15 protein-coding genes are annotated in these 18,837 nt (G+C 68.4%); 11 read left to right on the top strand and 4 right to left on the bottom strand.

Annotated elements, in window-relative coordinates:
- Positions 1-8 precede the first annotated feature (8 nt).
- The 7 genes from cobJ to V0Z78_RS00665 all read left to right on the top strand — a co-directional run bounded on the left by cobJ (position 9) and on the right by V0Z78_RS00665 (position 6,309).
- Positions 9-1,088, top strand: a complete 1,080-nt coding sequence (gene cobJ / locus V0Z78_RS00695) for a precorrin-3B C(17)-methyltransferase (RefSeq protein ID WP_336342698.1) — start codon at positions 9-11, stop codon at positions 1,086-1,088.
- A 6-nt stretch (positions 1,089-1,094) separates the two neighbouring features.
- Entirely contained in the window at positions 1,095-1,475 is a 381-nt protein-coding gene (locus V0Z78_RS00690; protein ID WP_336342697.1) for a ferredoxin, read from the top strand.
- A 6-nt stretch (positions 1,476-1,481) separates the two neighbouring features.
- The gene (locus V0Z78_RS00685) at positions 1,482-2,195 is read left to right on the top strand and encodes a cobalamin biosynthesis protein (RefSeq protein ID WP_336342696.1); all 714 of its coding nucleotides are present in this window, start codon (positions 1,482-1,484) and stop codon (positions 2,193-2,195) included.
- Positions 2,192-3,415, top strand: coding sequence for a CbiX/SirB N-terminal domain-containing protein (locus V0Z78_RS00680; RefSeq protein ID WP_336342695.1), 1,224 nt, complete (start codon positions 2,192-2,194; stop codon positions 3,413-3,415). The genes V0Z78_RS00685 and V0Z78_RS00680 overlap by 4 nt, the downstream gene beginning before the upstream one ends.
- Before the next feature lie 66 nt (positions 3,416-3,481).
- Entirely contained in the window at positions 3,482-3,853 is a 372-nt protein-coding gene (locus V0Z78_RS00675) for a DUF3209 family protein (RefSeq protein ID WP_336342694.1), read from the top strand.
- Positions 3,846-5,114 (top strand): outer membrane protein assembly factor BamB family protein, encoded by a 1,269-nt coding sequence (locus V0Z78_RS00670; RefSeq protein ID WP_336342693.1) that lies wholly within the window; start codon positions 3,846-3,848, stop codon positions 5,112-5,114. Before V0Z78_RS00675 ends, V0Z78_RS00670 begins: the two co-directional genes overlap by 8 nt.
- Before the next feature lie 388 nt (positions 5,115-5,502).
- The gene (locus V0Z78_RS00665; protein ID WP_336342692.1) at positions 5,503-6,309 is read left to right on the top strand and encodes an SDR family NAD(P)-dependent oxidoreductase; all 807 of its coding nucleotides are present in this window, start codon (positions 5,503-5,505) and stop codon (positions 6,307-6,309) included.
- 142 nt (positions 6,310-6,451) lie between these two features.
- On the opposite strand, the gene V0Z78_RS00660 is transcribed toward V0Z78_RS00665, so the two are convergent.
- Together V0Z78_RS00660 and V0Z78_RS00655 are read right to left on the bottom strand one after the other, a co-directional pair.
- Entirely contained in the window at positions 6,452-8,227 is a 1,776-nt protein-coding gene (locus V0Z78_RS00660; RefSeq protein ID WP_336342691.1) for an excinuclease ABC subunit C, read from the bottom strand.
- A 33-nt stretch (positions 8,228-8,260) separates the two neighbouring features.
- Entirely contained in the window at positions 8,261-8,569 is a 309-nt protein-coding gene (locus V0Z78_RS00655; RefSeq protein WP_336342690.1) for a DUF7344 domain-containing protein, read from the bottom strand.
- A gap of 138 nt (positions 8,570-8,707) precedes the next feature.
- Here V0Z78_RS00655 and V0Z78_RS00650 point away from each other — a divergent pair, with 138 nt between their 5' ends.
- Entirely contained in the window at positions 8,708-13,999 is a 5,292-nt protein-coding gene (locus tag V0Z78_RS00650) for a PAS domain S-box protein (protein WP_336342689.1), read from the top strand.
- Positions 14,000-14,015: 16 nt separating this feature from the next.
- Here the strand turns inward: V0Z78_RS00650 and V0Z78_RS00645 are convergent, their stop codons facing one another.
- The gene (locus tag V0Z78_RS00645; protein ID WP_336342688.1) at positions 14,016-14,297 is read right to left on the bottom strand and encodes a hypothetical protein; all 282 of its coding nucleotides are present in this window, start codon (positions 14,295-14,297) and stop codon (positions 14,016-14,018) included.
- A gap of 80 nt (positions 14,298-14,377) precedes the next feature.
- On the opposite strand from V0Z78_RS00645, the gene V0Z78_RS00640 reads away from it, so the two are divergent.
- Genes V0Z78_RS00640 through V0Z78_RS00630 form a run of 3 tightly spaced genes read left to right on the top strand, consistent with a single transcriptional unit; the run spans position 14,378 to position 16,494 of the window.
- Positions 14,378-14,632, top strand: a complete 255-nt coding sequence (locus V0Z78_RS00640; RefSeq protein ID WP_336342687.1) for a hypothetical protein — start codon at positions 14,378-14,380, stop codon at positions 14,630-14,632.
- 51 nt (positions 14,633-14,683) lie between these two features.
- The gene (locus tag V0Z78_RS00635) at positions 14,684-15,604 is read left to right on the top strand and encodes an ABC transporter ATP-binding protein (protein WP_336342686.1); all 921 of its coding nucleotides are present in this window, start codon (positions 14,684-14,686) and stop codon (positions 15,602-15,604) included.
- A complete protein-coding gene (locus V0Z78_RS00630; RefSeq protein ID WP_336342685.1) occupies positions 15,601-16,494 on the top strand; it encodes an ABC transporter permease subunit in 894 nt (297 codons plus the stop codon). The genes V0Z78_RS00635 and V0Z78_RS00630 overlap by 4 nt, the downstream gene beginning before the upstream one ends.
- 145 nt (positions 16,495-16,639) lie before the next feature.
- Here the strand turns inward: V0Z78_RS00630 and ligA are convergent, their stop codons facing one another.
- Positions 16,640-18,760, bottom strand: coding sequence for an NAD-dependent DNA ligase LigA (gene ligA, locus V0Z78_RS00625; RefSeq protein WP_336342684.1), 2,121 nt, complete (start codon positions 18,758-18,760; stop codon positions 16,640-16,642).
- Positions 18,761-18,837: the final 77 nt, after the last annotated feature.

The raw sequence follows: 18,837 nt of genomic DNA, 5'->3' as shown, positions 1-18,837 counted from the left end.
ATCCAATCATGAGCACTGACTCAGAGACCGAGACGGCGGAAACGGAGCGGCGTACGGACACGAAATCGAACTGCGGAGCGTCGAACTCCGAATCGACGGCCGACACGAGCGGGTCGAGCTGCGGCGGCTCGGCCTCGACCGAGGCGGAAGCGGGCGCCTCGGAGACGGCCGGGACCGGTTCGTCGTCGAAGTGTGGGGCGTCGAACTCGAGTTCGAACACGACGAACGAATCGAGCTCCTCGGGCTGTGGCGCCTCCTCGAGCGACGACGGAGACGAGGAGGAGGTCGGCGCGACGGTCGACGACTTCGATAGCGCTCCCGGCCGCCTCGTCGCCGTGGGCCTCGGTCCCGGCGAGCCCACCGGAATGACCTCGCGAGCCAAACGTGCGCTCGCCGAGAGCGAACACATCGTCGGCTACACCACCTACGTCGAGCTGCTGCCCGACGAGATCGTCGAGGATGCCGAGGACATCTACGACACGCCGATGTGCGGCGAGGTCTCCCGGACCGAGGAGGCGATCGACCGCGCGCTCGCGGGCAATGACGTCGCGATCATCGGCAGCGGCGACCCCAACGTCTACGCGCTCTCGGGGCTCGCGCTGGAGATCCTCGAATCGAAGGGCGCGACGGCCTCGATGGTCGACTTCGAGGTCGTCCCCGGCGTGCCCGCCGCCCAGTCGTGTGGCGCCCGACTCGGCGCCCCGCTAGTGAATGACACCGTCTCGATCTCGCTGTCGGACCACCTCACGCCGATGCCCGAGATCGAGTCACGGCTCCACGCCGTCGCGAGCGAGGGCTTCACGATCGCGATCTACAACCCCTGGAGCCGAAAGCGCCGCGAGAACTTCGAGAAGTGCTGCGAGATCCTCCTCACACACCGCGATCCCGACACGCCGGTCGGGATCGTCCACGCCGCCGGCCGCGAGGACGAACGGACGCTGATCACGACGCTCGGGGAGCTCGAGGCGCTCGGCGAGGAGGAGATCATCGACATGACGACGACGATCCTCGTGGGCAACGAGGAGACGTACGTCTGGGACGACCGGATGGTGACCCCCCGCGGCTACGAGACGAAGTACGAGTACTGAGACTCCATGGCCACCCACGACACCGACACTGATACACACGAGGACGGGACGCCCGCCTATCGCGTCACGATCGACACGGACGCCTGCGAGGGCATCTTCGCCTGCCTGACGCGCGATCCCCGGTTCGTCGAAGGCGACGACGGGCTGGCGACGATCGATCCCGCGGCGGATCCAGTCCCCCCTGAGGGCAGCGACGACGGGCGGATCCGCGAGGAGGACGGCCGGATCGTCGCGGCGTTCGCTGACGACCGGATCGAGGAGGCGCGAACGGCCGCGGCGGCCTGTCCGCCGAACGCGATCACCGTCGAGGAATGCCCACCACGCGCCACCGATGGCGGCGAACGGACGGAACGCACGGACGACCGAACGCGAACGGACGAGAGGTGATCGACGATGTCAATCGAGATCGATAGACCGAAACACATGCTCGCGGCCCATCCGGAGACGGCGTACTTCTGGGGGCGGGTCGCGGGCGACGGCATAGTGGAGGACGACTGCGTGACGGTGCGGACGGCCGACGAGACCGCCGCCCGCCGCGTCGCGGCGATCGCGGGCGCCGAACAGGTCGACCACCGGATCGTCGAACGCGACTTCGCCCACGACACCGCGATCGCCCGCAGCGAGGACGAGTATACGGTCCAGGTGTTCGGCAATCTCGCCGAGCGCGCGAGCGCGGCGCTGGGGCTGCCGATCGAGGGACAGCCCGGCGGCTTCCGGTTCGACGCCTTCGCCGAGCACGATCGCCAGCTTCTCAGAGGTATCCTCGAGGCCTGTGGCGTCGTCTGTTTCCGTGAGTCGTCGGGGGAGGTCGGCGTCTCGTTCGTCCACGAGGACCGCCAGTTACACCGCCGCGTCCGGTCACTGCTCGACGGGATCGAGCCTGCGGCCGGCTACGGTGAGCTCCAGGAGAGCTCGAGCGGCGGCTACTGGTTCGGACTGGACGACGCTACGACCGCAGACGTCGCCGCCTGGCTCTACGAGGGGAGCGACCGGACGGGGCTGTTCTCGCCGAGCCGCCGGCGAAAAACTCTCAGAAGCGTCGAACGGGCGACCGGGCGCGAGGTGGGAACGCTTCAGGGGGCGGGCGATTCGGACGCGAGCCGATGAGCCGGACTACTGGCGCCGCCGCGGCGTTCGACGACGAGGCGGTGCTGCTGGTGGGTCACGGCTCGCGGCGCGAGGAGTCGAACGACCAAGTGAGGGAGCTCGCCGCCGGCCTGGAAGGCCGGCTGGAAGTTCCCGTCGACGCGGCGTTCCTCGAGCTCGCCGAGCCGGCGATCGACGAGGCGATCGCGACGCTCGCGCCGACCGTTTCGACGGTCACGACGGTACAGCTGTCGTTGTTCGCCGCCAGCCACGTGAAGAACGACGTGCCGCTGGCGGTCCAGCGCGCCCGCGGCGAGCATCCGGGCTTGACGATCAACAACGGCGCTCATCTGGGCATCCACCCGGCGATCGTCGACCTGCTCGACGACCGCGTGGCCGCCGTCGAGGACGATCTGGGCGTCGACCGCGCGAACGACGACGTCGCGGTCGTGCTCTGTGCGCGCGGCTCGAGCGATCCCGACGCGAACGCCGACGTCCACAAGCTCGCCCGGCTGCTGTACGAGGGTCGAGACTTCTCCCGGGTCGAGGCGACGTTCATCGGCGTCACCGAGCCCCTGCTCGACGAGACGCTCCACGACGTCGCGAAGGTGCGTCCAGACGCGGTCGCCGTCGTTCCCTACATGCTGGGCGACGGCGTTCTCACCGAACGGATCCGCGATGGTACCGTCGAGTTCGACGACGACTACCCATACGTCGACGCCGCGGCCGGCGATCCCCTGGGTACCGACGACCGGCTGCTCGCGGTGTTGGCCGACCGCTGGCAGGAGGCTCGGTCGGGAAGCGTCGAGATGTCCTGCGATACGTGCAAGTACAAGGTCGAACTCGACGGGTACGAGGAGGATCGGGGCGGCGCCCGCGCCATGTTACGCGCGCTGACCCACCAGGAGACCCACGCCGACCGCGAGGACGTCGACGACGACCCGCACGTCCACGACGCACCGGAGAAACACGTCGCCGTCTGTACGAACCAGACCTGCGCCGCCGACGGTGCGCCCACAGTCCTGGAGCGGCTTCGCCAGGCCACCCGCGACTCCGAGGCGTGTGACGCTCGGATCACCCGCTCGTCCTGTCTGGGGCGCTGTGGCGACGGGCCGATGGTCGCGGTCTACCCCGACGGCGTCTGGTACGGCGACGTCGACGAGGACGACGCCGAGCGGATCGTCTCCTCGCATCTCGACCGGGGCCGCATCGTCTCGGACGCCGTCGACCAGACGCTCTGACCCGACCTGACCTCCACCGCCGATCGAACCGAAACGACGAACACCACCGACACGATTACGAGAACCATGACCTGCCACGAACTCGAAGCGCTACGACTCGGTCTGATGAACGTCCTCGGCACCGAGGACCGCACCGTTCGCGAACACGCGGAAGGAGAGCTCGAAGGCGAGCTGGAGGGCCCCATCGAGGGGCTGGCCGAAGCCGAGAGCCTCTCGGAGATCGAACGCCACCTCGACGGCGCGCTGGTCGACCTCGAGGAGGAGATCGCGCGTGCGGACGAGGAGAGCCAGGAGTACGACTACCTGCGCGGTCGGCTCGTCGCCGTCCGCGACGCGGAACGCGCGATCCACCGGCTGACCACCCAGGGTGAGGACGTCCTCTCGGGACTCGGCGAGGCCCACGACGTCCTCCACGAGACGTTCCCCGCCGATGAGTGAGAGCGAACCCGACCTGCACGAGAGCGAGGAGGCCACCGACGGATTCGCCGTCTCGCTCGGCGATCCCCGACCCGCCGGCAGCCGGCACATGTGGCAGCGCTCGGCCGTGACGATCACGGACGGACGGGTCATTGCTGGCACGGTCGACGGGAGGGTGAGCGCCTTCCCGATCGCGTTGTCCGGCTATGGAGACGAACCAGAACCATCGTGGACCGCGACGATCGCCGACGAGTATGCCGTCTCGCTCGAGGACGGTCCCGAGGGGACGGTCGCGGTCGGCGGACGGGGCGAGGGCGGGATCGTCGCGGCGATCGACGCCACGACCGGCGAGCGCCGGTGGAGCTACCGGAGCGCCGACGATCTCGGCGAGCCCCAGAAGGAGAGTCTCTTCTTCCTGCCGTACGTCGTGAGCGTCGCCACCGACGGGGAGCGGATCTACGCCGCGGCCCGCCGCTACGAGCGCGACGGCGGGGAGCGCTCGTTCCGCAGTGCGGTCTACGCGTTCGACCCCGACGGGGACCTCGTCTGGACCTACCGGGCGGACGCCTCGCCGATCGCCATCGATCTGCGCGAGGGACGGCTCGCCGTGGCGTACAACCGCTGTCCCGGCGACCACCGGACCGGGCTCGTCGTCCTGGACACGGAAACGGGCGACCCGCAACTCACCTGGGATCCCGGATGCGAGGGTGACCGCCGGGTTGGCGACGCCTCGCTCCTCGCCGACGGCGTGGCGGTCGCCAGCCACGGCGACTATCGCGGTTACCGGCTCGACGAGACCGGACGGGAACGCTGGTCGGTCGATCTCGCCCGACCTACCGAGGTCGGCGAGGAGACGCTGTACGCCTACCCGAATCACGTCCACGCGACGGGCGAGGGTGTCGCCTTCGTCACCGGGAACACGTATCCGGAGGAGGGTCGCGAGGCCGAGGGACGCCACCCTCACGAGCACACGATCACGGCGTTCACCCCGGACGGCACGGAACGGTGGCACGCCCCGGTCGGCGGCTGGGTGAGCGAACTCGCCGCCGCAGACGGGACGATCGCGACACCCGGTGCCCAGCGTTTCCGGGATCGCGATCCCGATTCCCACGGGCTCCGCCGCTACGACCTGGTCGAGGGCCCGATGACGGGGATCTCGATCGAGGGCGTCGTGACCGCCGCCGCGATGACCGACCGGCGAGTGGCCGTGATCGAGGAACCGGTGGAGTACCACGACGGCGACGCGGTCCGGGGCGGGTACCGGCTCCACGTTTCGGCCTGACGGCGGTCGTAGGCTCGATCCGTCGACGAATCGCGGTATCCCGAAGCGACGCTCGGAACCAATCCGACTCGTACCGAGTCTCGTTCGTCACGTTGAATCGATGAGCCCACGATACGGTTCCCGGCGGCTTGGGGCGGGATGACGTGCTCTTCGCGGCCGTCCGTCGTCTCAGTCGTCCGCGTGTGACGATTCAGCGGTGACGGCGATCCCGTCGATCTCAATTTCGGTGGGAACCCGGCTCGTATGCTCGTACGAGCACCGGTTCGGAGTCGGATACTCGGAGGCGACTCACCACTGGGGAGTCCGAGACATATGGGAACACGATCACGAACCGGCGGTACCCGCCTCGGTCTCCCTCCTTTTCCTTCGAAGGCCGGTAGTGATGAGGATGCCAGTCAACGACGAACTACCCACGACGGAGTCGGTTCGTGCACGGTCGAGCGTCGAAGGCGCGACGGCCGTAGTGACGGGCGCTTCAAGCGGGATCGGGCGCGCCATCGCCGAGACGTTCGTCGCCGACGGCGCGGACGTCGTGATCTGCTCGCGCACGCAGGCCGACGTCGACGCGGCCGCCGAGGAACTGAACGAATCGGACCTACCGGGCGAGGTCCTGGCGGTCGAGTGCGACGTCACCGACCGCGAGTCGGTCGAGGTGCTCGCCGAGGTCACCGTCGAGGAGTTCGGCGGCATCGACATCCTCGTGAACAACGCCGGCGGCACCGGCGAGGGTGGACCCCTCCACGAGGTCGACCCCGAGGACTGGGATGGCGTCCTCGAGGTGAACCTCACTGGGACCTTCAACGTCACGCGCGCGTTCGCCGACGCGCTCCGGGACGGCGGCGGCGCGGTCGTCAACACCGCGAGCATGGCCGGCCGCTACGGCGTCGCAGGCATGGGACCGTACAGCGCCGCGAAGGCCGGCGTCGCCAATCTCACCCGCACGCTCGCGAGCGAGTGGGCCGACAGCGGCGTACGCGTCAACGCCGTCAACCCCGGATTCATTGCGTCACCGCCCGTCCTCGAGAAGTTCGAGCTAGAGGAGATACCCGATCGCGAGCCGGTCGCACGGGACGTCGGGACGCCCCACGAGGTGGCCGACGCCGTGCGCTTCCTCGCGAGCGACGCCGCCTCGTTCGTCACCGGACAGACGATCGCACCGACCGGCCCGCCCCATACGTTCTCGCCGCCACAGTAAGGACTGCGTTCCCAGCCGGTGTGCCGGCGCGGAGCTCGGCTCCATACGGCCGTCTCGCGGGGGGCCGGATCGATCGCGCTCGGACGCTACCACCCTCGGATCGTCAAGGCGACCGAGTGCGACGCTCTCGAGGAGGACGCCGCTACAGCCGTTCGGCGATCGTCCGCGCGGTCTTCTCGCCGATCCCGTCGACGCTGCGTAGCTCCTCGGGCGAGGCACCTCTGACGCCCTCGACGCTGCCGAACCGCCGCAACAGCCCCGTCCGGGTCTTCGGACCGATCCCCGGCACGTCGTCGAGCACGGTCGAGACGTCGTCGCGGAGCGTCTGGTGGTACTGTACCGCGAACCGGTGTGCCTCGTCGCGCACCCGCTGGAGGACGTGCAGCTGTGGGGCGTCGTCGGGCCAGTCCAGCGGGCCGTCCGGGGTGATCACCAGCTCCTCGGCCTTCGCGAGCGCCACGGCCGGTATCTCCCAGCCGACCTCGCGAAGCGCCTCGCGGGCGGCGTCGAGCTGGCCCTCGCCGCCGTCGATCAGCAGGAGATCGGGGTCGGGCCGGTCGTCGCGACCCTCGACCGCCCGCAGGGCGCGCCAGCGCACGAGCGCGCGCATGTTGGCGTAGTCGTCGTTCTCCTCGGCGAGCTTCTTGCGCCGGTAGCCCGAGGTGTCGCTCTCGCCGTCGACGAACAGTACGTCGCTTCCCACCACCGAACGTCCCTGGGCGTGGCTCACGTCGAACCCCTCGATGCGCTCGGGTCGCGGCATCGAGAGCGCCTCCGCGAGCGCGCCGAGTTCGTCGCGCCGGCCCTCGCTTCGCCGGGCGTTCTTGATCGCCAGATCCACGAGCGTTCCCTCGCGACCCGCGCCCGGAACGCGGAGGTCGACGCCCTCGCTCGCGAGCCACGCGCGCAGTTCGTCGTCCGCGGGGTCCTCGGGGACGAGGATCGCGTCGGGCAACCGCCGTTCCGCGTAGTACTGGGCGACGAACGCAGCGAGGACGCCGGCGTGGCCGTCGCCCTCGTCGGGGACGTTCAGGTAGTGGCGGTCCCGGTCGACGAGCTGGCCGTCCTCGCTGTGGAGTCGGGCGACGATGGCGCGCCCGCCCTCGGTCGCGACTCCCAGCACGTCGACGGTACGGGCGCTCTCGGCGCTCGAGACGGCCTCACCGCGGCCCTCGTGAAACGATCTGACGGCCTCGAGGCGGTCGCGCAGGCTCGCCGCGCGCTCGAACGCCTGGTCCTGGGCGGCGGCCTCCATCCGTCGTTCGAGGGGGTCCGCGAGCACGCCCGTCTCGCCGGCGAAGAAGCGCTTGACCGACTCGACGTCCGCGACGTAGCTCTCGGGACCGATCTCGCCCGTACAGGGGGCGCTACAGAGGCCGATGTCGTAGTCGAGACACGGCCGCGAGCGCCCGGAGAACTTGTGATCCGAACAGCCTCGCACCCCGTAGATCTCGCGCAACGCCTTCACGACGGTCTCGACCTGCCCCTTGTTCGTGAAGGGACCGAAGATCGCTCCGGCGCTCGCGGCTTCGCCGCTCGCATTCGAGGCGCTTCGCGCCTCGCTATCAGGGTCACGCGTGATCTCGATGCGGGGGAACTCGTGGTCGGTGAGCTGGACGAGCGGGTAGGACTTGTCGTCCTTCAGCCGGACGTTGTAGCGCGGCTGGTGGCGCTTGATGAGGTTCGCTTCGAGAAGGAGGGCCTGAGTCTCGGTGTCGGTGACGGCGAAGTCGATCGCCGTCGAGGCACCGACCATCCGCCGGATCCGCTCGCTGCGGGGGTCGGCGTACGAGCGCACCCGGCTCCGGAGGTCGACGGCCTTGCCGACGTAGAGAACGGTCTCGCCGTCGAGGAACTGGTAGACACCGGGTTCACGCGGGAGCGTCGCCGATCGCTCCCCGAGTTCGGCCCCGTCCATCGATGACGGGTAGGCGATCGACGGATTTGAACGTCACGACACCGTGACGGTTCCGGTGGCGGGATCGTACTCGAGGACCCCGTGATCGTCGAGACGGGGCAGGTGGTTGTGGTGGAGCGTAAAGAGGGTTCGCCGGCGTTCGGCGGCAGCCTCGAGCGTACCCTCGTTCAGTTCCGCGACGACGTGGTCGGCGAGCGCCTCTATCGTGACGTCGGACGCCGTCCGGTCGAGACGCTCGATCACGATCCGTCGCTGAGGGTCGGCGAGAAGCGAGAACCGCTCGTCGATCGATAGTTCGGAGCGCTCCGTCAGCAGATCGGGTTCGGTCAGGTCGGCGATCATTGCCGGTACCGTTGTTCCCCTGTCGCATAGCTGCTTACCCAATGTGTTTTGGTGTTTCTCCCGCCGCGACTTTTCTTTCGCATAATACTATAAAAACACAACAATAGATATAATAACAAGAACGATCTATACGCCACGATGGTAGCTCTTCGAGACGGGACCAGAGAGTGGTCGAGTAGGTATCGCGTACTCGCACTCGGCGATCGGGACGCGACGGCGGCGCTGGAGCGCGCCGGCCACGTCGGCACCCCGGCGATCGACGTCGCGCTCGAGGAGCTCACGAACGAACGGTTCGACTGCCTCCTGATCGACGCCTCGGGATCCGGAGGCGTCGATCGACTCGAGGAGGTGACACGACTGCGCGAGGGGAGTCCGGCGGTCCCGATCGTCGCGTTCTGCGACGACGAGGCCGCCTCGGCCGCGAGCGCCACTGGCGTGACGGCCGTCGTCCGCGCCGCCCTCGGCTCGCTCACGGCCGAGGAGGCCGTGGACGAACTTCCAGTCGTCCACGGCCGGGACGACGCCGGAGCGGGGCGTCACGAGGCGGTCGCCGATCTCGGACGCCGATCGCTGGACGGCGCGCCGCTCGCGGCACTGCTAGAGCGCGCGGTCGTGCTGGTCCGCGACGCGCTCTCGCTCGATCGCTGTGGCGCGTTCGAACTCACCGCCGAGGGAACGCTGTCACTGCGGGAGGGCGTCGGCTGGGAGCCGGGCGCCGGAGACGATCTCGCGATCGACGCCGACGACGACTCGCAGGCTGCAGGCGCGCTGGCCGGCGAACCCGTCGCCGGCGCGCTCGGGTCCGAAACCCGGCTCGGCGGTTCGGACCGCCCCTTCGAGGGCGTCGAGAGTGGGATCAGCGTCGCCGTCGGCTCCGCCGGGGAGCCCTGGGGGATTCTCGGCGCGTATGCGACCGATTCGCGGACGTTCGACGGCTCCGACGTCGGTTTCGTTCGGAGCGTCGCGAACGTGCTCGCCGGCGCCGTCGACCGGGAACGAGCCGATCGGCGTCACCTCGAGACCGAACTCGAGGAGGTCTACGGCCGAGTCACCGACGCGTTCGTGGCGCTCGACGCGGACGCTCGCGTGACACACCTCAACGACCGGGCCGAGCGGCTGCTCGGGCTTCCCGCGGAGCGGCTGGTGGGAACGGTGATCTGGGAGCCGTTCCCCCCCGCCTTCGAGGAGACGTTCCGCGAGGACTACTGGGAGGCGATGGAGCGCCAGGAGCCGATCGAGCGAGAGCGCTACTACCCGCTTCTGGATCGGTGGTACGAGGGGCGTGCGTACCCCTCCGAGAGCGGGTTGTCGGTCTACTTTCGCGACATCACCGATCGAAAGCGGACCGAACGACGGCTCCACGAGGAACGAACCCTCAAGGATCGGATCGTCGAGACGAGCCCGATCGGCATCGTCGTCACCGACGTCGACGGCCGGATGACGTTCGCCAACGAGCGCGCCCAGTCGATCTTCGGCTGCAGCGAGTCGGAGATCTTGGCCCGCTCGCACGACGACGAGCGGTGGAACGCCGTCGACGGGAACGGCGATCCCCTTGACCCGGAGCAGTTGGCGTTCGCGCGCGTGAAGCGGACCGGGACCCCAGTGTTCGACGAGGAGGTCGGCATCGACCGATCCGACGGCCGGCGCGTCTGGCTCTCATCGAACTGTGCGCCCCTGTTCGACGGGGACGGCGAGTTCGACGGTGCGGTCTACGCGCTCGAGGACGTTACCGATCGGCGTCGCCTCGAGAAAGAACTCGACGACCTCCTCGGACGGGTGACGGACGGCTTCTTCGGGCTCGACGACGAGTGGTGCTTCACCTATCTCAACGAACGCGCCGAGGAGCTGATCAATCCCGAGAACAGGGATCTCCTCGGCGAGAGCATCTGGGAGCAGTTCCCCGGAGCGATCGACACGACCTTCGAGGAGGAGTATCGCCGGGCGATGGAGACCCAGCAGCCGGTCACGTTCGAGGAGCACTACCCCGAACCGCTGGACGCCTGGTTCGAGGTGAACGCCTATCCCTCCGAGACCGGTCTGTCCGTCTACTTCAACGAGATAACCGAGCGCAAGGAGCGTGAGCAGGAACTGGAGCTGTTTCACACCCTCGTCGACCACTCGACGGACGCGATCTACGTCAACGACCCCGAGACCGGCGAGTTCCTCGACGTCAACGAGACCGTCACCCGCCACCTCGGCTACGCACGCGAGGAGCTGCTCGGGATGACCACCTCCGACGTGGACTGCAAGATTCCGACGCAGGCGGCGTGGCGCGAGACCGTCGAGGGGATCAGAGCGCGAGGAGAACGAACCGTCGACACCGTCCACCGGCGAAAGGACGGCAGCACCTATCCCGCGGAGATCAACGCCTCCTACGTCGAACTCGAGGGCGGTCGGGAGTACGTCTTCGCGATCGGTCGGGACGTCAGCGAGCGAAAGGCCCACGAGCGGGCGCTCCGCGAGGAACGCGACCTCATCGAACGGATCGTCGAGACGAGCCCGGTCGGGATCGTCACGCTCGACGCCGACGGTGCGTTCGACCTCGTCAACGACCGGGCCGAGAAGATCTTCGGGTGTTCGGGTGACCGACTCGAGGAGCTCGTGGGATCGACCGACGCCTTCGATCCGATCGGTCCGGACGGCGAGCCTCTCTCCCTGGAGGAGATCCCGACCCGGCGAGTGCTCTGTGGGGGCGAAACGTTCCACGACATCGAGATGGGCTTCCGGCTGCCGGACGACGAACGCGTGTGGCTCTCGGTCAGCGGCACGCCGTTGTGCGACGAGAGCGGTGCAACGGCGGGCGGTCTGGTAACGTTCGCTGACGTCACCGAACGAAAGGAACACGAGCACGAACTCGAACAGCGCATGCACCAGCAGCACGCGATCGCCGATCTGGGCCAGCGCGCGCTCGAGGTCGACGATCTCGACGTGCTCTTTCAGGAGGCGTGTGAGATCGTCTCGGACGTTCTCGAAAACGAGTACTGCAAGGTGCTCGATCTCGACGCCGAGGGGCGGGAACTGCTGCTCCGCCGGGGTGTCGGCTGGCGTGACGGAATCGCCGGCACCGCCACCGTCGCGGCCGACGAGAACTCCCAGGCGGGCTACACGCTGCTCTCGAAGGAATCGGTGATCGTCGATGACCTCGACGCCGAGACCCGCTTCTCGGGTCCCGACCTCCTGACCTCCCACGGCGTGGTGAGTGGAATCAGCGTGATCATCGGCCCCGTCGAGAGCCCGTGGGGGATCCTCGGCACCCACGACACCGAGCGCAGCGCGTTCACTACGTACGACGCGAACTTCGTTCGGAGCGTCGCGAACGTGCTCGCGAACGCGATCGACCGGATCGAGCACGAACGGGAGCTCGAGCGCTACGAGACGATCGTCGAGACGGTGAACGACGGGATCTACACGATCGACGAGACGGGACGATTCACGTCGGTCAACCGGACGTACGCATCGATGCTCGGCTACGACCGAGACGAACTCGTCGGCACCCACGCCTCGTTGGTGGCCGACGACGAGGTGATCAAGTCCGCCCGGGAGATCGAGCAGTCGATGCGCGCCGGCGAGGTCGAATCGCCGACCCTCGAGGCGACGCTGCAAACGGCGGGCGAGAAGCGCTTCGAGGCGGAGGCGACGTTTGCGCTACTTCCGAGCGACGGGGGTGACGAGCGCGTCGGTGTCATCCGGGACATCACCGAGCGTAAGCGCATCGAACGGCAGCTTCGCCTCAGCGCCGAGACGCTCCATGGACTCTACGAGCTCACCACCTCCCGGGGGCTCTCGTTCGAACAGAAGCTGAAGCGCGTCCTCGAGGCCGGCTGCGAGCGACTCGACCTCGAGTACGGGTTCTTCACCCGTATCGAGGACGACACGATGACGATCGTCCAGAGTCACGCCGACAACGAGCTCTACAGGCCCGGCGCGTCGTGTCCGATCTCACAGTCGTACTGCAGGCGCGTGCTCGAGGAGGAGGGACTCGTCGTCGTCAACGACGCGCTCGCGGAGGGCTGGGCCGGCGACCCGGGCTACGAGACGTTCGAGCTCGGTACGTACGTGGGTGGACAGGTCGTGATCGACGGCGAGGTCTACGGCACGATCTGTTTCTCCTCGAACGATCCGAGAGAGGAGCCGCTCTCGGAGGTCGAACGCACGTTCGTCGAGCTCGTCAACGGCTGGGCGAGCTACGAGCTCGAGCGGAGCGAAAACCAGTACGAGCTCGAGCGCCAACGCGAGCAGCTCGCGTCGCTCGACCAGCTCAACGCGGTGATCCGCGACATCAGCCACGCGATCCTCGAGACGACCTCGCGCGAGGAGATCGAGACCGCCGTCTGCGAGCGCCTCGCGGATCGTTATCGGTTCGCGTGGATCGGCGCCATCGAGCGGGGCACGAGCGCCGTGTCGCCGACGGCGGCGGCCGGCGTCGAGGAGGGCTACCTCGACGAGATCGAGATCTCGCTCGACCCCGACGCACCGAGCGGGCGCGGCCCGACGGCGAAGGCGATACGCGACCACGAAGCGCAGTTCCACACGAACGTCCTCGAGGACCCCGAGTACGAACCGTGGCAGGAGGCGGCGCGCGAGCGAGGCTACCGCTCGTCTGCGGCGATCCCCATCCGACACGAGGGCTCGCTCTACGGCGTCCTGAACGTCTACTCCCCCTGCCCCGAGGCGTTCGACGGACCCGAGCGAGATATACTAACGCATCTGGGCGAGATCCTCGGTCACACCGTCTACGCCGTCGAGCAACGAAAGGCGCTCATCTCGGATACGGTGCTCGAACTCGAGTTGCGGATCGACGACGAGGAGCACCCGCTGATCGAGGCGGCCTCGACGGCGGGAGCCGAGATCACCTTCCAACGGACCGTTCCGGCGGCCGAAGGGTCGATGCTCCAGTTCGTCACCGTCTCGGGCATCTCCGCGGCGGCGTTCCGGAGCGCGGTCGAAGGGGTCGGTTCGGTCGAACGGGTGACGCTGCTCGCGGAGACCGACGACGAACTGACGTTCGAGCTGACGCTTTCTGAGTCCCCGCTCATCGACGCGCTGGCGGCGTTCGGCGGCCGACTCACGACCGCGATGATACGCCCCGGGGAGCTTCGGATCCTCGTCGAACTGCCGCCGAACGCCGACGTTCGAGCGGTGGTGGAAGCGATCGAGGAGAGCCACGCCGGCGTCAAACTCCTCGCACAGCGGACGGAGACGCACGACGGAACCACCAAACAGGAGCTCCGGGACGTGCTCGCGGACCGGCTCACCGAGAAGCAGCGTGCCGCCCTCGAGACGTCGTACTTCGCCGGCTACTTCGACTGGCCCCGGGGGCACACCGGCGAGGAGGTCGCGGAGCTGCTCGGGCTCTCCCCGGCAACGCTCTCACAGCACCTGCGGATCGCCGAACGAAAGCTGTTCGACGCGCTGTTCACGGGGAGCTGAGGCGTCGTCTCGGCCGTCACTTCCCCGACTCGGTCGTCGCCGCCGATCCGAACTCTCCGCGGACCGAGAGGTAGAGCGCGACCCCGACTGCGAGCGGGAGGGGACTCATCAGCCCGAAGAGGAACGTCGCGAGCGCCCAGTTGGTCGCTTTCCCCGTCCCTCGATCGCTCGCGTCGCGGTAGACCCAGTAGCCGACGAGCACCGGAATCACGAGGTAGGCCACCGCGAGCGCGAGCAGTTCCGGGTTCGCCTGCAGCGGAACGACGAGCATGTCACCACCCACGGGTCCGCGCTCCATCAGTGCTGGCGATCCCCCGTGTCGCGACGGCCGGAGCGCCAACGCCGGATACAAGCCGGCCGGTCGCGAACCGTCCGTCCATGACCGAGACCATCCGGTGCTGGCTGGTCGAACGGAGCTACGACGACAAGGGGCTGATCCGGATCGTCTACGCGCCGACCGACGCGAGCGGCCAGCACGTCACCGAGAAGGCAGCCGTGAGCGACCCGGACGTCACCGCGGCGATCGAGGTCGACCCCGGGAAACTCGATCCCATCGACGAGGAGCACGCCGAGCGCTACGCACAGGAGGCAGCACGGATGGCCGAGCGCCACGAGCCCGACGAATCGATCTGACGGTGACGCGTACCTAAAGACCTATGGCGGGGCTGTGACTACGGCCGGGTAATGGCCGCGATCGAACTGAACGGCGTGAGCAAACGCTACGACGACGTCGTCGCGGTAGACGATCTCGACCTCGTCGTGAGGGAGGGCGAGGTCTTCGGCTTTCTGGGCCCGAACGGCGCGGGCAAGTCCACGACGATCAACATGCTCCTCGACTTCGTCCGGCCCAGCGAGGGCCGCATCGAGGTGCTCGGTCGGGACGCCCGCGAGGAGAGCGTCTCGGTCCGCCAGCGCACCGGCGTCCTTCCCGAGGGGTTCGGCGTCTACGACCGGCTCACCGGTCGAAAGCACCTCGAGTTCGCGATCGAGTCGAAGGCGGCGAACGACGACCCCGACGCGCTGCTCGAGCGGACCGGGATCGCGGACGCCGCCGACCGGAAGGCGGGCGACTACTCGAAGGGGATGACCCAGCGTCTCGCGCTCGCGATGGCGCTGGTCGGCGAGCCCGAACTCCTCATCCTCGACGAGCCCTCGACGGGGCTCGACCCCAACGGCGCCCTCGAGATGCGCGAGATCGTCCGCGAAGAGGTCGATCGCGGTGCGACGGTGTTCTTCTCGAGTCACGTCCTCGGGCAGGTCGAGGCGGTCTGTGACCGCGTGGGAATCCTCCGCGGGGGGCGGCTGGTCGCCGAGGACAGCGTCTCCGGGCTCCGGGAGGCCGCCGGAACCGAGGCGACGCTCCGGATCACGACCGAACGCCTGCCCGAGGGGGCCGTCGAGCGGGTGCGCGGGCTCCCCGGCGTCTCCTCGGTCCAGGCCGACGGCACCGACCTGCGGGTCGGCGTCGAGAACGGCTCCAAAACGTCGGTGCTGAACGCCCTCGAGGAGGAGGGCGTCGGGGTTCGTGACTTCGAGACCGAGGAGGCCTCGCTCGAGGACCTCTTTCGTACCTACACCGAGGGCGAGACGGGGGAGGCAGCATGAGCTGGCAGGCCGTCGCGCGGAAGGACTTCCAGGACTCGATCCGCTCGTGGACGGTGCTCGCGCTGGCGGCGGTGTTCGTCGTGCTGTTCACCGTGCCGGCGTACTTCCTCGCTCGGGACGTCGGCGGACTGTTCGCCGCCGAGACCGGCGAACAGCTCACCTCCGATGCGTTCATCAGCATCCTCTCGTCGCTGATCGCCTTCTTCATCCCGATCGTCGCGATCGCGCTGGCGTACGCCTCGGTCGCCGGCGAGCGCGACTCAGGGACGATGAAGCTGCTGCTCTCGCTGCCCCACTCACGCCGGGACGTGCTCGTCGGGAAGGTCATCGGCCGGAGCGCGGTGATCGTCATCCCCGTGCTGGTCGGCTTCGCCGCGGCGGCCGTCGTCTTCCTCGCGACGCCCGTCTCGATCGAGGTCGGCAGCTACGTCGCGTTCGCGCTGCTGTCAGCGCTGTTGGGCGTGGTCTTCGTCGCCCTCGCGGTCGGGATCAGCGCGGCCGCCGCGACCCGCCGCCGGGCGATGTTCGGCAATGTCGGTATCTACGTGATGTTCTCCCTGTTCTGGGGACAGTTCGCCGAGGGGCTCGTCAACCTGCTGAACGAGTACACCGACCTCGGCTTCGAGACGCTCGTCGAGATCCAGCTCGCGACGCTGCTGTTCAACCCCACCGAGTCCTACCAGTCGATCGCGGCGATCCTCTGGACGAACGACGCCCTGGGTGCTCGCCTCGCGGCCTTCGGCGGCGGCCTCGCGGGACAGATCTACGGCCAGGCGCTCGAACCCCTCGCGTGGTACTTCTCGAACGCGATGGTGGCGCTCGCCTTCCTCGCCTGGCTGGTGGTCCCGCCGGTGCTCGGCTACCTCGTCTTCCGCGAGGCCGACCTCTAGCCCGTCTTCCATCACGTCGGATATGTAACAGCATTCTCGTGGGAGGTACGGCCGGATATCGGCGGATGGGTTTGGAGGGCCCGTTGGCGATCGGCGTAGTGGCCCTCGTCATCACCGCAGCGAAGAACGGTACACCGATCCGTAGCTATCGAAACGTATCCTCGAGCGTCCGCTGGTTCGACGACTCTCGCTCGCTCGACTCTTCGTCCGTCTCCACCAACGCCTCGAACTCCTCCGGATCGAGTTCGGGCACGTCGTTCGCCTCGGCGTCCTCGCGCTTGCTCGTCCCCGGGTTCTCGCCGACGACGAGGTAGTCGGTGTTGCCCGAGACGCTGCTGGTCACCGAGCCGCCTCGGCGCTCGATCGCCTCCGTGGCCTCGCTGCGCGTCCGGTCGGGGAGCGATCCGGTGAACACGAAGGTCGTCCCTGCGAACGCGTCGCCCTCCTCGCGCTCGCGGGCCTCGGGCTCGACGCCAGCCTCGCGGAGCTCGCGGATCACCCGACGGTTCTGTTCGCTGTCGAAGAAGTCGCGGATCTCGCTCGCGACGACGGGGCCGATCTCGTCGACCGCCTCGAGCTCGTCATCGCTCGCTTCCATCACCGCATCGAGATCACCGAACGCGTCCGCGAGTTCGCGGGCAGTCGCCCCGCCGACGTGGGGGATGCCGATCGCCGAGAGGAAGGCCGCGAGCGGGGGCTCCTTCGACGCCTCGAGCTCTGCGAGCAGGTTCTCGGCGCTCCGCTCGCCCCACCCCTCGAGCTCGAGGAGCTCCTCGCGCTCGAGCCGGTAGAGGTCGGCGACGCTCTCCTCGATCAGCCCCGCCTCGAGCAGCTGGTCGACCCGTTCGCCGCCCAGCCCCTCGATGTCCAACCCCTGGTCGCTCGCGTAGTACTCCACCGATCGCCGGAGCTGGGCGGGACAGGCCAGCCCACCGGTACAGAAGGCGATCGGGCCCTCGCGCTCGATCGCGCTGTCACAGACGGGGCAGGCATCGGGGAACTCGAAGTATCCCTCCGAACGCTTCTCGATCACCTCCTCGACGTACGGGATCACGTCGCCCGCCCGCTCGACGCGGACGAGGTCGCCGACGTTCACCCCCTTCTCGGCGATCTCCGCGGGGTTGTGGAGGCTCGCACGCGAGACGGTCACGCCGCCGACGTCGACGGGATCGAGCAGCGCGACCGGCGTGAGCCGTCCGGTGCGCCCGACCTGGAGTGCGACCTCCTGAACGGCGGTCTCGCCGGCTCGCGCCGGGAACTTGTAGGCGAACGCCCACCGGTAGTGCCGGGAGGTGCTTCCCAGCCGCTCGCAGGCCGCTTTGTCGTTGAGCTTGATCACCACGCCGTCGATCTCGTAGTTCAGCGCCTCGCGTTCCTCGAGCAGTCGGTCGCGGTAGTCGATCGCCTCCTCGACGTCGGAGACGAGTTCGGCGCGATCGTCGGTCTTCAGCCCGTACGTCTCCAGGAACTCGAGCTCCTCTCGCTGGGTGGTGAACTCCCGGCTCGAGTCGAGCACGTCGTAGAAGAAACAGTCGAGCGGGCGTTCCGCCGTAATGGAGGGATCGAGCTGTCTGAGTGTGCCCGCGGCGGCGTTTCGCGGGTTCGCGAACGGCTCGTCGCCGCGCTCGACGCGCTCGCGGTTGTACGCCTGGAACGCGTCCCGCGGGATGTAGATCTCGCCGCGCACCGCGAGGAACTCCGGATGATCATCCCGGAGCCGCTGGGGGATCGAGCGGATGGTGCGGACGTTCTCGGTCACGTCGTCGCCCGCACGACCGTCGCCCCTCGTGGCCGCGCGCTCGAGGACCCCCTCCTCGTAGATCACCTCGATCGAGAGGCCGTCGAACTTCGGCTCGCAGGTGTACTCGACGTCCCCGTCCACTTCGCGACGCATCCGCTCGTCGAACTCCCTGACGTCCGCCGCGTCGCCGCTCTGCTGGATCGAGAGCATCGGCGCGACGTGCTCGACGGTCTCGAGTTCGTCGAGCGGCTCGCCGCCGACCTGCCGCGTTGGGCTGTCGGGCGTCTGCAGGCCGAAGGAGTCCTCGAGGTCCTGGAGGCGTTGGAACAGCAGGTCGTAGGTTCGGTCCGCGATGACCGGATCGCCCTCGACGTAGTAGCGGTGGTCGTGGTACCGGATCGCCTCCCGCAACTGTCGGGCCTCGCGTTCGGCCTCCCGCTCGTCCAGTTCCTCGACCGGCTCGAACTCCGTCGGCGGCTCCCGCAGATAGGGGTTCTCGTCGCCGTTCTCGCTCGGCGTCGTCATTTGGGGTGGTTTTCGGCCGTCAGCATAAAAACGGGCCGTCTCCCGCGAGGGCCGAGACCGGCTCCGACTCGCGATCG

Origin of the sequence: Halalkalicoccus sp. CG83 (assembly GCF_037081715.1) — an archaeon.
Taxonomy (GTDB): Archaea; Halobacteriota; Halobacteria; order Halobacteriales; family Halalkalicoccaceae; genus Halalkalicoccus; species Halalkalicoccus ordinarius.
Note: the sequence above shows the minus strand (reverse complement) of the source record. Positions and strands in the feature narration are given on the sequence as shown.

Coding starts and splice junctions, on each gene's coding strand:
- V0Z78_RS00635 (WP_336342686.1), top strand. CDS start 14,684: ATGGCCGCGATCGAACTGAACGGCGTGAGCAAACGCTACGACGACGTC.
- V0Z78_RS00655 (WP_336342690.1), bottom strand. CDS start 8,569: ATGATCGCCGACCTGACCGAACCCGATCTGCTGACGGAGCGCTCCGAA.
- V0Z78_RS00680 (WP_336342695.1), top strand. CDS start 2,192: ATGAGCCGGACTACTGGCGCCGCCGCGGCGTTCGACGACGAGGCGGTG.
- V0Z78_RS00645 (WP_336342688.1), bottom strand. CDS start 14,297: ATGGAGCGCGGACCCGTGGGTGGTGACATGCTCGTCGTTCCGCTGCAG.
- V0Z78_RS00685 (WP_336342696.1), top strand. CDS start 1,482: ATGTCAATCGAGATCGATAGACCGAAACACATGCTCGCGGCCCATCCG.
- V0Z78_RS00650 (WP_336342689.1), top strand. CDS start 8,708: ATGGTAGCTCTTCGAGACGGGACCAGAGAGTGGTCGAGTAGGTATCGC.
- V0Z78_RS00670 (WP_336342693.1), top strand. CDS start 3,846: ATGAGTGAGAGCGAACCCGACCTGCACGAGAGCGAGGAGGCCACCGAC.
- V0Z78_RS00630 (WP_336342685.1), top strand. CDS start 15,601: ATGAGCTGGCAGGCCGTCGCGCGGAAGGACTTCCAGGACTCGATCCGC.
- ligA (WP_336342684.1), bottom strand. CDS start 18,760: ATGACGACGCCGAGCGAGAACGGCGACGAGAACCCCTATCTGCGGGAG.
- V0Z78_RS00690 (WP_336342697.1), top strand. CDS start 1,095: ATGGCCACCCACGACACCGACACTGATACACACGAGGACGGGACGCCC.
- V0Z78_RS00665 (WP_336342692.1), top strand. CDS start 5,503: ATGCCAGTCAACGACGAACTACCCACGACGGAGTCGGTTCGTGCACGG.
- V0Z78_RS00640 (WP_336342687.1), top strand. CDS start 14,378: ATGACCGAGACCATCCGGTGCTGGCTGGTCGAACGGAGCTACGACGAC.
- V0Z78_RS00675 (WP_336342694.1), top strand. CDS start 3,482: ATGACCTGCCACGAACTCGAAGCGCTACGACTCGGTCTGATGAACGTC.
- V0Z78_RS00660 (WP_336342691.1), bottom strand. CDS start 8,227: ATGGACGGGGCCGAACTCGGGGAGCGATCGGCGACGCTCCCGCGTGAA.
- cobJ (WP_336342698.1), top strand. CDS start 9: ATGAGCACTGACTCAGAGACCGAGACGGCGGAAACGGAGCGGCGTACG.